Here is a 14152-nt window from a genome sequence, read left to right on the forward strand (position 1 = left end):
GTGACGGAACAGCACTCGCACCAGTTCGAGCGGGGCACGGACGGCCCCAAGGTGATCGTGGTCGGCGTGGACGGCTCCGACTCCTCGCTCCGCGCGGCGTCCTACGCCGGTGGTCTGGCCCGGCGGCAGCACGCGCTGCTGGCCATCGTGTACGTGCAGCCGGTGATGGCCGCGGGCGCCGCGCTCGGCGCTCCGGTCGCCGAGACGACGGACGAGATCGCCGAGAACCTGATCGCGGAGATCCGGGACGCCACCGAGCGGGCCAAGGGGATATTCGACGTGCGCTGGGAGTTCCACACGTTCCGCGGCGACCCGTACGGCGGCCTGGCGAAGGCGGCCGACGAACTCAAGGCGGACGCGGTGGTGGTGGGCGCCTCGGAACAGGCCGGCCACCGGTTCGTGGGTTCGGTGGCCGTGCGGCTGGTGAAGGCGGGCAAGTGGCCCGTCACGGTGGTGCCGTAGGCCGCACCGGTCTCACCGGTCTCACCGGTCTTACAGGCCGAGCAGGAAGTCGAGCAGCACGGCGTTGAAGGCCTCCGGCCGCTCCATGTTGGGGAAGTGTCCGGCGTCCTCGATCGTCACGGAGCGGCCGTTCGGGACCGTCCGGGCGAACTTCTCGGCCATCGCGATGCCGTCGTCCGCGTCCAGCGCGCCGTGGATGGCGAGGACGGGCACGTCGATCTTCGGCACCCGGCTCCAGGGGTCGTCGAGCGGCACGTACCAGTTTTTCTCCCCCGGGGTGTGCTTGGCGACGGTGTGCGTCGCCATCTCCCGCATCCGGCGCACCAGTTCGGGGTCGATGTCGTCGACGGAGCGGTGCGGTCCTGAGATGTTCTTGGCGAAGGTCTCGATCCAGCCGGCGAGGTCACCGGCGGCCAGCAGCCGGCCCGACTCCGCCGCGCGCTCCGCCGTCCACGGGTCGCTGTACTCGAACGCGCTGGTGCCGCCCCCGGCGACGACCACGGCACGGACCAGTTCCGGGTGTTCGATCGCGGTGTCGGTCGCCACGGCCGCGCCCATGCACGCGCCGACCAGGACGGCGGGTCCCGCGTCCAGGTGACGCAGCAGCGCGCCCAGGTCGTCGGCCCAGCGGAACGGCCTGCTCGCGTTGGCGGAGAAGCCGTGGCCGCGCACGTCGGGGGCGATGACCCGGTGGCCGGCGGCGGCCAGCGCCGGTATCTGGTCGTCGAAGATCCGGTGGTCGACGTATCCGGGGTGCACGAGGACCACGAGGTCACCGGCGCCGCTGTCGCGGTAGGCGAGGTCGCCGTCGGCGGACGCGAAACGGTGGAGATCCGAGTGACCCGGTTCCGCATTGCTCAGTTCCGAAGCAGCTGTCATGACAACCAAGGTGTCATCTTCGGCAGGTTTTGGCAACCAAGGTGTCATGATGGCCGCGTGAACGACATCGACGCACCGCTGCCGCCCGACGATCTCGGCCACCGCGTCAGCGAGGTGTTCGACCTCGTCGGCGCGCTCTACCGACGCGGTCTGCGCAAGCTGGAGCAGGACGAGGCGGCCGGCGTGGACGGGGCGGTCGAGGGGGTGTCCGTCGGCGTGCGCTCCGTGCTGGTCCTGCTGCACCGGTACGGGTCCATGACGGTGCCTCAGATGGGCCGTGTCATGGCGCTGACGCGGCAGTTCGTGCAGCGCATGGTCAACGACGCGATGGAGCGGGGGTGGGTGGAGGCGACACCCAACCCCGCGCACCAGCGGTCCTCGCTGATCCGGATCACGGACGAGGGCGAGTCCGTCATCACCGCGATCCTGGAGCGCGAGCACGCCCTGAACCGGCAGGTCGGCGGCGATCTGACCGAGGCCGAACTCCGGGCGTGCGTACGCGTCCTGAAGCAGATGCTCCGGACCTTCGACCCCGGGGACTGACCCTCTCCCCGTCGGCTACTTCCCCATCACCAGTCCGTCCTTGCCCGCGCCCCGGCTGAGCACCACCTCCCGGATGCGGTCGCGCACGCTGCGCACGTCGGCCCCCTCGGCGAGCACCCGGTTGAGGTCGACCACGCGTCCTGCGTCGATGTCGAACTGCTGAGGGATGAACTCGGCCCTGGTCACCCGCCACCGGGCACCCGGCGCGGCCGGCGGGGCGAAGGTGAAGCGGGCGATGGTCGACTCGTTGCCGCGTGGGTCCTGGACGCCCTGGTAGTTGGTCATCTCGCCGGCGATCTGGTCGCCCATGCCGTAGACCACCCAGGTGCCGTTGACCTTCTCGTAGGCCTGCGGGACGTGCGCGTGGGTGCCGATGATCAGGTCGATGTCGGGGCGGCCGCCGGTCTGCGCCGCGGTGAGCGTCTTCGCCAGGGCGAGTTGCTGCTCGTCCGGGGCGTCCTGCCATTCCGTGCCCCAGTGCAGCGAGACGACGACCACGTCGGCGCCCGCCTGCCGGGCGGCCCGGGAGTCCCTGAGGATCTTGTTCTGGTCGATGAGGTCCACGGCCCAGGGCTGACCCGGCGGCAGCGGGAAGCCGTTCGTGTCGTAGGTGTAGGCGAGGTGGGCGACCTTCGCCGGACCGGCGCGCAGGACGGTGACGGAGCGCGCCTCGGCCGCCGTGCGCGCCGTTCCCGCGTGACCCACGCCCGCCCGGTCGAGCGCGTCGAGGGTGCGCAGGATGCCGGCGGCGCCGTCGTCGAGGCTGTGGTTGGAGGCGGTGGAGCAGCCGTCGTAGCCGGTGGCGGCCAGGGCCCGGGCCACCTCGGGCGGGGACTTGAAGGTCGGGTAGCCGGTGTAGTCGCCGTTCGCGCCGTACACGGTCTCCATGTGACACAGGGCCAGATCGGCACCCGAGACGATCGGCTTCACGCCGTCCAGCATCGGCCGGAAGTCATAGCCCTTGCCGCCTCCGTCGAAGAGCGCGCGGTCGATGATCGAGCTGTGCGGGAGGACGTCACCGGAGGCGACGAGCGTGAATCCCCGGTCGGCCGAGGGCGCCGGCTGCCCGGCCCGGGACGGCGACTGGTGGTCCCGGGCCTGGCAGGCGGCTCCTCCGACGAGGATCGCGGCGAGGGCCAGGACGACCTGTCGTCTGCGTGCAATCATCAGCCCACCTCACTGTGGTCATATTTACCCACAAAAGGTACGGAGCTGAGGGCTCCCCCTGACGCCCCCGACACGCCGGTTCGCCCGTCCGGTGCGCCGGACGGGGCCTCCGGGCCCACCGCGCGTACCGGACGGAACCGTTCATCGAACCGTTCGTCGACGCGATCGACCGTCCGCCGCAGATCCGTGTGCGTGCCCTGTCCCGAAACGGCCCCCTGCGATGCCATACGCCCATGACGGCCGGAACCACCCTCACGAACGGGACGACCGCCGAGCACGAGCTCGTAGCGCTGCAGCGCGAGCACGGCCGGCCCCTCTTCGCGCTCCTGCTCCGGCTCTGTGACGGCGACCGGCAGCGCGCCGAGGACCTCGTCCAGGAGACGCTGGTGCGGGCCTGGCAGCATCCCGAGGCCCTGCGCGCCGACGACTTCGACTCCGTACGGCCGTGGCTGATGACCGTCGGCCGGCGGCTCGCCATCGACGCGCGGCGGGCCCGGCAGGCGCGTCCCGCCGAGGTCGGGGACGCGATCCTGGAGAACTCGCGCGTGATCGCCGATCACGCCGAACGGGCCGCGGCCGCCCTCGACGTACGCGAGGCTGTGAAGACACTCACTCCGGAGCACCGTGAAGTCCTGGTGCTCGTGTACTTCCAGGGGGCGAGTGTGGCGGAAGCCGCCGAAACGCTGGGGATCCCTGCCGGTACGGTGAAGTCTCGCGCGTACTACGCGCTGCGTGCCCTGCGTCGGGTGCTCCCCGGTTATGCAGCCGACCTGCGGTGAAACCGAAGGCTTGGTCAAACCTCGGTAAAGCGCCTGCTGACGACCATGGTTGAGTAATCGGCTGTCTTCATCCGTGTTCCGGACTGGGGCCCGGCGACGGGCATCGCGCACGCACCGGAGGAAGGCAGGAAGGGATGCTGCACAGAGGTCACGAGAGCGCGGACGGCACAGGTGAAGGCGAACTCATCGTCCCCATGGCCTGGTTGTACGCCGAATACATCGCCGACGAGCTGTTGCGGACGGGCGATCTCATGCCGCCGACGTCCTTCGAGTTCCGCGCCGGGCGGGATGCCCTGGCGCTGACCATCTTCCTGTCCGACACCGACGGCGAACTCTCGGGCATCCGGGTGGTCTCCCAGTTGGAGACCTGGCTGTCCCTGACCGCGTACGACCAGCCCTGGCAGGACTGGGTCGGCGAGCGGATGGCCCTGCTCGCCGCCGAGGTGGCCGAATCCGGGGCTCCCGCACCGGACTTGGCGTTGGCGGAGGATGCCTGGCGCTGGCTGGAGGAGACGGAGCTGCTCGCGCCGGACCTCAACGCGGCGGTGCCGGGCGGCGGTCCGGCGGTCGGTGAGGACGAGGGACCCAAGGTGTGGACGAAGGCGTGGCAACTCGGCCTGCCCCTCGGCCACCTCGCCATCCACCTTTTTTGAGACCTGTTTCGATCCGGACCAATCCGCGTGCCGGGCCGCTACGAATCCCTTGATTGCGATTCTGTGTGTGCCTTGAGTGATTCGACGGTCTGGTGCGTACCGATGGGAGCAACGAGTAACCCAACCCGCACCCAACGGCACGAGGATTCGGCATGAGGTCCCTGGAGAGGCATCGCGACGTCGCCGCGTACGCGCTCGGCGTGCTGGACGAGGCGGACGCCTTCCGCTTCGAGGACCACCTCATGGAGTGCGCGCGCTGCGCGGCACACGTGACCGAGTTCGGGCCCATCACCCGGCAGATGATGCTGTATCGCCGGGCGACCCCGCGCTTCGTGCACCCCATGGCCAAACCCGGTCCGCAACTGCTGGACCGGCTCCTTGGCGCGGTGGCGGCCCGACATCACGCCGGGCGCCGGCGCTTCCTGTACGCGGTCGCCGCGTCCGTGGCGATCGCCGCGGCCGGCCCCGGCATCGCGATGTACGCGAGCGGTGGCGACCAGAGCGTGCAGGTCGCCGCGACCGACGCCAAGACCGGTGTGTGGGCGAAGGTGAAGGTCGCGGACGAGGAGTCGGGCAGCGCGATCCAGGTCGAGGTGAAGGACGGCGCGGGACCGCGCTCCTGTCGCCTGGTCGTGGTCGGCCGCGACGGCTCCGAGGAGACCGTGACGAGCTGGACCGTGCCCGACCACGACGCCCGCCCCAACACCATCCAGGGCAGCGCGGCCATGCATCCCGACGAGATCGACCACTACGAGGTGCGCACGGCGGAGGGCGATCACCTGGTCACGCTCGACCCCGCCTAGAACTCGTCGAGGGCCGCCCTCCTGAGGCGACCGGGGTTCTCCTACTTCAGCAGCTTCGACATCCTCCGGTCCGCGAGCGGTTTGCCGCCGGTCTGGCAGGTCGGGCAGTACTGGAGCGAGGAGTCGCTGAAGGAGACCTCGCGGATGGTGTCGCCGCACACCGGGCAGGCCTCGCCGGTGCGGCCGTGGACGCGCAGGCCGCTCTTCTTCTCGGCCTTCAGACGGCCGGCGGCGACGCCGCGCGAGCGCTCGATGGCCTCGGTGAGGGTGCCGCGCAGGGCCTCGTAGAGACGGGTCGTCTCCTCCGGGGTGAGGGACGCGGCGAGTTTGAAGGGGGACATCTTCGCGGCGTGCAGGATCTCGTCGCTGTACGCGTTGCCCACGCCCGCGATGAGGCTCTGGTCGCGCAGCGCCCCCTTGAGCTGGCGTCTCTCGGTCTTCAGGAGGTCCGCGAAGGCCTGCTCGTCGAAGGCGTCGGCGAGCGGGTCCGGGCCCAGGCGGGCGACGCCCGGAACCTCCTGGGGGTCGTGGACGACGTACACCGCGAGGCGTTTCTGGGTGCCCGCCTCGGTGAGGTCGAAGCCCGCGCCGGTCTCCAGGGCGACACGCAGGGCGAGAGGGCCCTTGCCGGGGCGGGGCGGGCCGTCGGGCAGCTTGTCCTTCCAGTGCAGCCAGCCCGCGCGGGCGAGGTGGGTCACGAAGTGCGGGCCGCCGTCCGTCTCCAGGTCGAGGAACTTGCCGTGCCGGTGCACGGCGGTGACCTCGTGGCCCTCGACGGCCGTCAGGGGAGGGTCGTACGTCTTCAGGACACTGATCGCCACGGGCAGCACCCGGACGATCTCGTGTCCGACCAGGTGCTCGGTGAGGAAGTCTTTGAGTGCTTCGACCTCGGGGAGTTCCGGCATACGTCCAGGGTGCCATCCGGCGCCGACAACGCCAGGCGGGTTCAGTCGCCGGCCGGTACCACGAACTCGCACCACACGCACTTGCCGCCGCCCCGCGCCTCCACGCCCCACACGTCCGTGAGCAGGTCGACCAGGAGCAGACCACGTCCCGAGACACCCGACTCCCCCGCCTCGCGGCGGCGCGGCAGGGCGCTGGAGGAGTCCTCGACCTCGACGCGCAGCCGCCGGTCGCCGTCGGTGAGGACCCTGAGAGTGACGATCGCGGCGCCCTCGGTGTGCATGAGGGCGTTGGTGATCAGTTCGTCGGCGACGAGTTCGATCTCGTCGGCGCGGTCGCGGGCGCCCCAGGACCGGACCGCGGCGCGGATCATGTGGCGCGCCTGGGTGAGCGCCTCGGGGTCGCCGGGCGCCACGTGCTGCTGGAGCCGGCCGCCGGTCTGCTGGGCCTCGAGGCCCCGGCGGCGCAGCAGGAGCAGGGCCACGTCGTCGTCGCCGTTGCGCTCCTCGGCCACGTCGATCAGACAGTCCGCGAGGTCGCGTACGTCGTCCGGGCCGCTGCGGATGAGGGCGGTGAGAGTCTGCATGCCCTCGTCGAGATCGGCGCCGGGCAGTTCGACCAGACCGTCGGTGCACAGCAGGAGGGTGTTGCCGGGGTCCAGCTCCAGGGTGGCCACGGGGTAGTCGAGGCTGCCGAACTCGGCGGACAGGCCCAGCGGGAGTCCACCCTGGACGGGGATGCGGCGGCAGCTGCCGTCGGCGTACCGGATGAGCGGGTCGATGTGGCCGGCCCGGACGACCTGGACGACTCCGGTGGCCAGGTCGGCCTCCGCGTACAGGCAGGTCGCGAAGCGGTCGGTGTCGAGTTCGTGCAGGAAGACGGAGGCGCGGGCCATGACGGTGGCGGGAGTGTGGCCCTCGGCGGCGTAGGCGCGCAGGACGATGCGGAGCTGGCCCATCACGGCCGCCGCGTGCGTGTCGTGGCCCTGGACGTCGCCGATGACGGCGCCGACCCGGCCGCCGGGCAGCGGGATCAGGTCGTACCAGTCGCCGCCGATGTCTCGCCCGAAGGTGCCCGCGGCGGAGCCCGCCCGGTAGCGGACGGCGACGTCGGCGCCGCGCACGCTGGGGATCGAGCGCGGCAGCATGGCCTGCTGGAGGCCGGTGGCGAGGTCCTTCTCCTGCTCGTAGAACATGGCCCGCTGCAGGCTCTGCGCGATGCTGCTGCCGAGCGCGAGCAGCACGTTGCGCTCCTCCGGGGAGAAACCGCGCCGGTCGCTGTAGAGCAGGCCCATCGCGCCGATCGGGCGGCCCTGGGCGATCAGCGGGAGGTAGGCGGCCGCGGTGATGTGCAGGTCGGTGAGGTACGGCCAGAGGATCGGAAAGCGTTCCGCGAACTCCTGCGGGGACTCGATGAAGCACGGGGCGAGGGTCCGTACGACCTCGCTCATCGGGTAGTGCTCGTCGATCCGGGTGACCTCGGTGCCGGGGACGAAGCTGCCCGCGGGGCCCTCGGCGATCAGCCGGATCCGGCCGGCCTCGACCTGGCCCATGACCAGGCTGGTGGCGCCCAGATGGGTGAGGCCGTGGGTGTCCTTGAGGACGTCGATGACGTCCTGCACGGAGCGGGCGTGCGCGAGGGCGGCCGTCGTCAGCTGGACGACGTTGGTCTGCTCGCGCCGGGCCGCGTCCTGGGCGGCCTGCTCGCCGTGCGCCTCGGTGTCGCTCAGCTCCTGGGTGGCGTCCCGCACGATGCCGATGACACGGCGGGGACGGCCCGTCTCGTCGCGCCGGATGTAGCCCTGGGTGTGGGTCCAGCGCAGGGTGCCGTCTCGGCGCCGGATGCGGAAGTAGGCGCCGTAGTTCTCGCTGCCGTCCTTCAGCGCCTGCGAGACCAGGGCGTCCAGCCGGTGGCCCTCGACCGTGGGGACCCGGATCGCGAGGCTCTCGGGGTGGTCGTCGTACTCGTCGGGGCGCAGGTCGAAGACCTCGTGGGCCTGGGCGTCCATGTGGAACAGGCCGTTGTCCAGGTCCCAGTCGAAGCTGCCCATGCGATTGAGCGCCAGGATCGGATCCGGGTGGGCTGGCCAGTCGTCCGGGAGGGACAGGGCGCTCGCTCCCCGATCAACCATGGGCCCACCTTGCCAGGATTCGCCGGATTCTTCGACCCGGCCGGGACGGTTCGGTACGGTCCCGGCCTGGGCGGAGGCCATCGATCGCCGGGGTCGGGGTCAGCCGTCGAAGGCGTCCGTGTCGTCCGGGATCAGTCCGCCGCCGTCGGGCAGGTCCGGGGTCTCCGGGACGGACTCGGGCCCGATCTCGTCGTCGGGGTCCGGCGGGGACACGGGCGTGACGGAGTCGGGGGCGGTCGTGGGCACGGTCGCGGGCGGTGTGGCCGTGACCGTCGCCGTGGGGCAGACCGTGAGGGTCGCGGGCGGCTGGGACGGGACCACGGCGTCGGTGGCGCCCGGGGTGACGGTCACGGTCGGGGTGACGCAGTCCGTGGCCGACGGGGAGGTGACGGCGTTCTCGTCGCTCCCATCGCTCTCGCCGGTCGGGGACGTGCCGTCCTCCCGCGGTGAGGCGCCGGGGCTCGACCCGCTGTCGTCCGGGCTCGGCGTGAGGGTCGCCAGGCCCTGCGTGGACGTGGACGTGGGAGTGGGTGGTGTGGGCGTCGGGGTCAGCGGGAGCGGCGACGGGACGACGTGATCGTGGTGCACGTCGTGGCCGATGGGCCGCTCGATCCAGGTGTTGTCGACGATGTTGATGATCGTGATGTTGGTGATCGCCTGGGGTGCCGGGATCACGACGACCACCTGCGCGGGCCGGTAGCCGGACCAGGGCCGGCCGCTCGTGGCGTAGCGGCCGTGCTGGGCGACCGGCGACCCCAGCGGGTTGCCGCAGGCGCAGCGGACGCGGGGTGTGCCGCGGTTGTCCACGAGGACGGCGGTACCGGCCTGGAGGACGGACTGGTAGCCGGTCGTCCGTCCTGCGCGGTAGCCGTGGTTGGTGACCCGGGTGTCGGCGCGCAGCGCCACGGGGGCGAGACCGCGCAGAAAGGCGGGGACAGAGGCCTGCGAGATGCCCTCGGCCTGCGCGAAGGCGCGAGACCTGGACGGGTCGGCGTTGAGGTACTCGATCTGCCGGTTCACGTCACAGCTGGCTGCGCGTGCGGTACCGGCATAGAGGCCCGGGGTGCTGCCCTGGAGGGAACGGACCCGTGGGCTCGATGCCGTGCGGGCCGGTGAGGGAGTCGTCGGCGTGTGCGTCGGCGTCGGCGTGACCGTCGGCGTCGGCGTCACCGTCGAGGTGGCCGTCGACTCGGTGAACGGGTCGGGGCCCTGCGCCGCGGCCGGCTGCAGAAAGACCTCGCCGCTCGACTTCGTGTCCTTGGCGCCGTCGCCTCCGCAGCCGGCGACGAGGAGCGCCGCCGAGAGCGCGCAGGCCGTGGCGATGGTTCCGGTGACTGTTCGCACCTGATCCTCCCGCCTCACTGAAGGCAGTTCGTCACCATTGTCTGCGTCACTCACTTGGGTTACGCAAGCGGAGGCGGGATATACGGAGAGTGACATAGGGTTCCGACGCGCACAGGACGAGCGGCAGCGGAGGGAGGCAGGGCGACCGTGGAGTGGTTCACCGCATCCGGCTACTGGTGGAGCCGACTGCTCTTCCAGCGGGCTCTCGCCGGCGTGTATCTGGTGGCGTTCCTGACGGCGGCCCTCCAGTTCCGAGCCCTGATCGGCGAACGCGGCATGCTCCCCGTCCCCCGACTGGTCGCACGCGTGCCGTTCCGACAGGCACCGAGCCTCTTCCAACTCCACTACTCCGACCGGTACTTCGCGGCCTGCGCCTGGACCGGTTGCGCGGTGTCGGCCGCGCTGCTCGCCGGACTGGACTCCCAACTACCCCTGTGGGCGGGGATGTTGCTCTGGCTGCTGCCGTGGGTGCTGTACCTGTCGATCGTCAACGTCGGCCAGACCTGGTACGCGTTCGGCTGGGAGTCGCTGCTCCTTGAGGTGGGCTTCGTCGCGGTCCTGCTCGGCAACGACGACGTGGCCCCGCCGATCGTGCTGCTGTTCCTGCTGCGCTGGATCCTGTTCCGCGTGGAGTTCGGCGCGGGCCTGATCAAGATGCGCGGCGACGCCTGCTGGCGGAAGCTGACCTGCCTCTACCACCATCACGAGACGCAGCCCATGCCGGGCCCGCTGAGCTGGTTCTTCCACCACCTCCCCCGCCCACTGCACCGGGTCGAGGCAGCCGCCAACCACGTCACCCAACTCGTCGTGCCGGTCCTGCTGTTCACCCCGCAGCCGGTCGCCACGGCCGCCGCGTCCCTGATGATCCTGACCCAGCTGTGGCTGGTCCTGTCCGGCAACTTCTCCTGGCTGAACTGGATCACCGTCGTGCTCGCGCTCTCCGCGCTGGAACTCCCGGGCGAGGCACCGCCGTCCGTGCCCGCCGCCCCGCTCTGGTACGAGGTCCTGGTCCTCGCCGTGACCGCCCTGCTCGTCGGCCTGAGCTTCCACCCCGTGCGCAACATGCTCTCCCGCCGCCAGATCATGAACCGCTCCTTCGACCCGCTCCATCTGGTCAACACCTACGGCGCGTTCGGCAGCGTCAGCCGGGTCCGGTACGAGGTGGTGATCGAGGGCACGGCGGAGGAGGTGCCCCGCGAGGACTCGGAGTGGCGGGAGTACGAGTTCAAGGGCAAGCCTGGTGATCCGCGGCGCCTGCCACGCCAGTTCGCGCCGTACCATCTGCGGCTGGACTGGCTGATGTGGTTCGCGGCGCTGTCGCCGACCTATGCCGAGCCGTGGTTCGGCGGACTGGTGGAACGCCTGCTAGAGAACGACCGCGACACGCTACGACTCCTGCGCCGCTCCCCGTTCCCGCCCGACGCCCCGCCCCGCTTCGTCCGCGCCCGGCTCTTCCGGTACCGGTACACGAACTGGCGGGAGTTGCGGGAGACGGGCGCGTGGTGGGAGCGGACGTTCGTGCGGGAGTATCTGCCGCCGACGCGGCTAGCTGGAGTGGTTCGATCGTGACAACCCCCCGTGGCCAGACATATCCCACCTGAATAAATTGAGATCAACTACGGTCTGTTTTAAGGAGTTACCGAGCACTTGCCACTGCCGCGGCCTGCATTTCGCCATATTGGCGGTGATGTTCTCCAAGTCGGCATGCGGGAGAGTGGCGATGACGGGTGGGGGCCGAAGCGTCTCCGTGGGTGGCGAGGCGATGGGTCAGTTCATCGCCGGAGACAACAACAACGTCTACGGCGTAGTGGTGAACGCGAGTCATTCGACCGTGACCGTGCTGGGACCGGACAGACAGCCCAAGCCCGTCCGACGCGAGCGCATCGAGCGCCTGCCGCGTCGCGGTCCCCAACCACTCGGCCGGGAGAGCGAGTTGGCCTCGGTGCTGAGGAGCGTCGCGGACAACGAACCGGTCGATGTGTACGGTCCGGTCGGCATCGGCAAGAGCGCGCTGGTCCGACAGGCGGTCTTCGAGGTCGCCGCCCCCGACGGCGTCGTATTCCTCAACGGGCACGGCCATGACGTCGACGACATCCTCCAAGGCGTCTTCGAGGCCTGCTACGACAGCCCCGGACACCGCCCCGGCGAGGGCGAACTGCACCGTCTTCTGGGCGATCTCCGGCTCTGTGTCGCGGTCGACGACCTGGAAGCCTCGGACCGGGACCTGACACGCCTCCTGGACACGATCCCGCGCGGCACTCTCCTGATCAGTTCGTCGCAGCGCCTGCTCTGGGGCCACGGCAGGCACGTCGAGCTTTCGGGTCTGTCCCGGGAAGCCGGACTGCGCCTGTTCGCCCGTGAGCTGCGACGGCCCCTGCACCCGACCGAGTCGGCCAACGCGACGGCGCTGTGGGAGAGCAGCCAGGGCCATCCGTTCGAGCTGATCCGGGCCGCCGCCCTGGCCCGCCCCGCCGAGCGCGACGGGGAGCCCCGGCTGCCCGCCCCCGCCGAGATCCCCACCCTGCTACGGCATGCCCTCGCCGGCCTGAGCGACCTGGCCCGGCAGATGCTGTCCCTGTTCTCGGCGGTACCGGAGGCGGCCGTCACCACCAAGGTGCTCGTACGGCTGTTGCCCGCCGGCACCACGGCGGAGGCCGTCGAGGAGTCCGCCCACCACCTTTCCAGGCTGGCGCTGCTCACCGTCACCGAGCAGCGCATGGGCCTCGGTGCCCAGGTCGCCGAGGCGCTCCCGGCGGAACTGACGCTCGGCGACGATCAGATCGCCGAGGCGGTGGTGCGGCTCACCGAATGGGTGTCGGCGCGGCAGACCCCGCCTTCGGAGATCGCCGACCACGCCCCGCTCATCGGCGCCCTGGTGGATGCCGTGAGCCGGGCAGGCAGGCCGGAACTCGGCGTCGGGCTGGCCAGGGCCGCCGCGCCGGGCGCCGCGTGCTCCTTGCGTCCGGGTGCGTGGAGCCGCGTCCTCACCCGCGGTCTGACCGCCGCCCAGCAGGCCGGTGACCGGCGCGCCCACGCCTACTTCACCCACGAGACCGGCGTCCGCTCGCTGCTCACCGGAGAGCGCGTCGCGGCCGCGACGGCCTTCGCAGCCGCCGCACTGGCCTGGCACACCCTTGGCGATCAAGGGAGCGCCGCGATGGCCGAACACGCCCATGCGCTGGCAACACCCGACTCACCGCTCACCGCCGGGCCATCGGCGCACCAGCCGCTCGACGACGGCAGCGGCCTCAGCGATCACCCGTCCAACTCATCCGGCCCTGCCGATCCATCAGGAACGACAGCGCATTCCACCTCCACGCCAAGCCCGGCAGACAGCTCTGCGACCCACTCCGGGTCGGCACCGCACCAGCAGCCTCCCTCACCCGGAAGCAACGGAAGCAACGGAAGCAACAGTGCCGCTCCGGGCGGCGGTGGCCCCGCGGGCAAACTGGGCAGCCTCTCGCTCAAGGCCAAGGTCGTGATCGGGGCCTCGTTGCTCGCCGCCGCCGGCGGCGGGGTCGTCGTGCTCGGACAGGGCGACGGCGCCGAGGCCATCCCGACCGTACCGCTGCATGTACAGGTCGTCACCGGCGAGTTCGAAGTGACGGACATGCCCGGGACTCCCGAAGGACCGTGCCCGAGCGGCACCGGCAAGACCGACTGCACAAAGGTCACGCAGGTGGCCAGAGGCAAGGAGGGCCCGGTCCAGGTCATCCCCGCCGGACAGCTCCCGAAGGGCGTGGCGGTCGTCTACTGGGGCTGCGACGAGGGTCCCGCGTCGGCCGGTTGCACCGTCAAGGCGGACCGGGAACGCACGGTCTGCGCCACGACGACCAGCCCCAAGGACACAGCGGCGAGGAAGCAGTGCGAGGAGCGGGTCAAGGACCTCCGCCCGTCGACTTCCGGAACGGCCCTGGTCTCGATCAACCTCGCCGCGACGGACTTCGAGGTCACCGTCACCCCGGACACCCCCGGCGGGAAGCCATGTGTCCAACCTCCCCTGAACCATGAAGCCACACCGGATCCGACCACGGAACGCCGCTGCGAGTTCGTCGTCCCGCTCGGTACGAAGATGCGCCTCGCAGCCGAGATCACCGGAAACGAGCCGGTGTTCGATCGGCCGTTCAACGGGGAACCGGTCTGGTTCGGCTGCGACGAAGGACCCTCCGCACCGCCGACGGACATCTCCGACCTGTTGGGCCTCGACGACGCGAACAACCGCCAGACCTTCGCCAACTCGACCACGACCTGCACGCTCACCCTTGATACGGGGCGGTACGTCGGCCTGGGCAGCACCGACGTGGACGATGCCGACGCCGGCGCCCTGGCCCAGGCCTTCGCACAACTTCCCAAGGTCCGCATCGCCCCCGGCGTGACCACCATGCCGGGCGCCAGTTCCGAACCGCTCCAACGAGTACCGTGCTCGTCCGCCGGAGGCCCGGAGGACCTGGACTGCCTGGGAACACGATCCGCGACCGGAGACTGAGG

Annotated in this window: 12 protein-coding genes; 7 read left to right on the plus strand and 5 right to left on the minus strand. The window is 70.9% G+C overall.

Annotated elements, in window-relative coordinates; all coding sequences use genetic code 11:
• A complete protein-coding gene (locus tag ACIP6U_RS02000) occupies positions 1 to 462 on the plus strand; it encodes a universal stress protein (protein ID WP_401711504.1) in 462 nt (153 codons plus the stop codon).
• 30 nt (positions 463 to 492) lie between these two features.
• On the opposite strand, the gene ACIP6U_RS02005 is transcribed toward ACIP6U_RS02000, so the two are convergent.
• Positions 493 to 1341 (minus strand): alpha/beta fold hydrolase, encoded by an 849-nt coding sequence (locus ACIP6U_RS02005; protein WP_401711507.1) that lies wholly within the window; start codon positions 1339 to 1341, stop codon positions 493 to 495.
• A gap of 57 nt (positions 1342 to 1398) precedes the next feature.
• Between ACIP6U_RS02005 and ACIP6U_RS02010 the strand changes: the two genes are divergently transcribed.
• On the plus strand, positions 1399 to 1884 hold the full coding sequence (locus ACIP6U_RS02010) for a MarR family winged helix-turn-helix transcriptional regulator (RefSeq protein WP_401711509.1): 486 nt from the start codon (positions 1399 to 1401) through the stop codon (positions 1882 to 1884).
• A gap of 15 nt (positions 1885 to 1899) precedes the next feature.
• Here ACIP6U_RS02010 and ACIP6U_RS02015 read toward each other — a convergent pair whose 3' ends face one another.
• Positions 1900 to 3051: a CapA family protein gene (locus ACIP6U_RS02015; RefSeq protein WP_401711512.1), complete on the minus strand. Its 1152-nt coding sequence runs from the start codon at positions 3049 to 3051 to the stop codon at positions 1900 to 1902.
• A gap of 233 nt (positions 3052 to 3284) precedes the next feature.
• Between ACIP6U_RS02015 and ACIP6U_RS02020 the strand changes: the two genes are divergently transcribed.
• From ACIP6U_RS02020 to ACIP6U_RS02030, 3 genes are all read left to right on the plus strand, one after another.
• The gene (locus tag ACIP6U_RS02020; RefSeq protein ID WP_401711516.1) at positions 3285 to 3830 is read left to right on the plus strand and encodes a sigma-70 family RNA polymerase sigma factor; all 546 of its coding nucleotides are present in this window, start codon (positions 3285 to 3287) and stop codon (positions 3828 to 3830) included.
• Positions 3831 to 3964: 134 nt separating this feature from the next.
• On the plus strand, positions 3965 to 4483 hold the full coding sequence (locus ACIP6U_RS02025) for a hypothetical protein (protein ID WP_401711519.1): 519 nt from the start codon (positions 3965 to 3967) through the stop codon (positions 4481 to 4483).
• Positions 4484 to 4635: 152 nt separating this feature from the next.
• Positions 4636 to 5286, plus strand: a complete 651-nt coding sequence (locus ACIP6U_RS02030) for a zf-HC2 domain-containing protein (RefSeq protein WP_401711522.1) — start codon at positions 4636 to 4638, stop codon at positions 5284 to 5286.
• Positions 5287 to 5327: 41 nt separating this feature from the next.
• Here the strand turns inward: ACIP6U_RS02030 and ACIP6U_RS02035 are convergent, their stop codons facing one another.
• The 3 genes from ACIP6U_RS02035 to ACIP6U_RS02045 all read right to left on the minus strand — a co-directional run bounded on the left by ACIP6U_RS02035 (position 5328) and on the right by ACIP6U_RS02045 (position 9664).
• On the minus strand, positions 5328 to 6191 hold the full coding sequence (locus ACIP6U_RS02035) for an Fpg/Nei family DNA glycosylase (protein WP_401711524.1): 864 nt from the start codon (positions 6189 to 6191) through the stop codon (positions 5328 to 5330).
• A 41-nt stretch (positions 6192 to 6232) separates the two neighbouring features.
• Positions 6233 to 8320, minus strand: coding sequence for a SpoIIE family protein phosphatase (locus ACIP6U_RS02040; RefSeq protein ID WP_401711526.1), 2088 nt, complete (start codon positions 8318 to 8320; stop codon positions 6233 to 6235).
• A 99-nt stretch (positions 8321 to 8419) separates the two neighbouring features.
• Complete coding sequence (locus tag ACIP6U_RS02045) at positions 8420 to 9664, minus strand: DUF6777 domain-containing protein (protein WP_401711528.1); 1245 nt, start codon at positions 9662 to 9664, stop codon at positions 8420 to 8422.
• 147 nt (positions 9665 to 9811) lie between these two features.
• Here ACIP6U_RS02045 and ACIP6U_RS02050 point away from each other — a divergent pair, with 147 nt between their 5' ends.
• Positions 9812 to 11233 (plus strand): lipase maturation factor family protein, encoded by a 1422-nt coding sequence (locus ACIP6U_RS02050; protein ID WP_401711530.1) that lies wholly within the window; start codon positions 9812 to 9814, stop codon positions 11231 to 11233.
• A gap of 193 nt (positions 11234 to 11426) precedes the next feature.
• The gene (locus ACIP6U_RS02055) at positions 11427 to 14150 is read left to right on the plus strand and encodes a hypothetical protein (protein WP_401711532.1); all 2724 of its coding nucleotides are present in this window, start codon (positions 11427 to 11429) and stop codon (positions 14148 to 14150) included.
• Positions 14151 to 14152 lie beyond the last annotated feature (2 nt).

It is taken from the genome of Streptomyces sp. NPDC088794 (assembly GCF_044750545.1).
Taxonomy (GTDB): Bacteria; Actinomycetota; Actinomycetes; order Streptomycetales; family Streptomycetaceae; genus Streptomyces.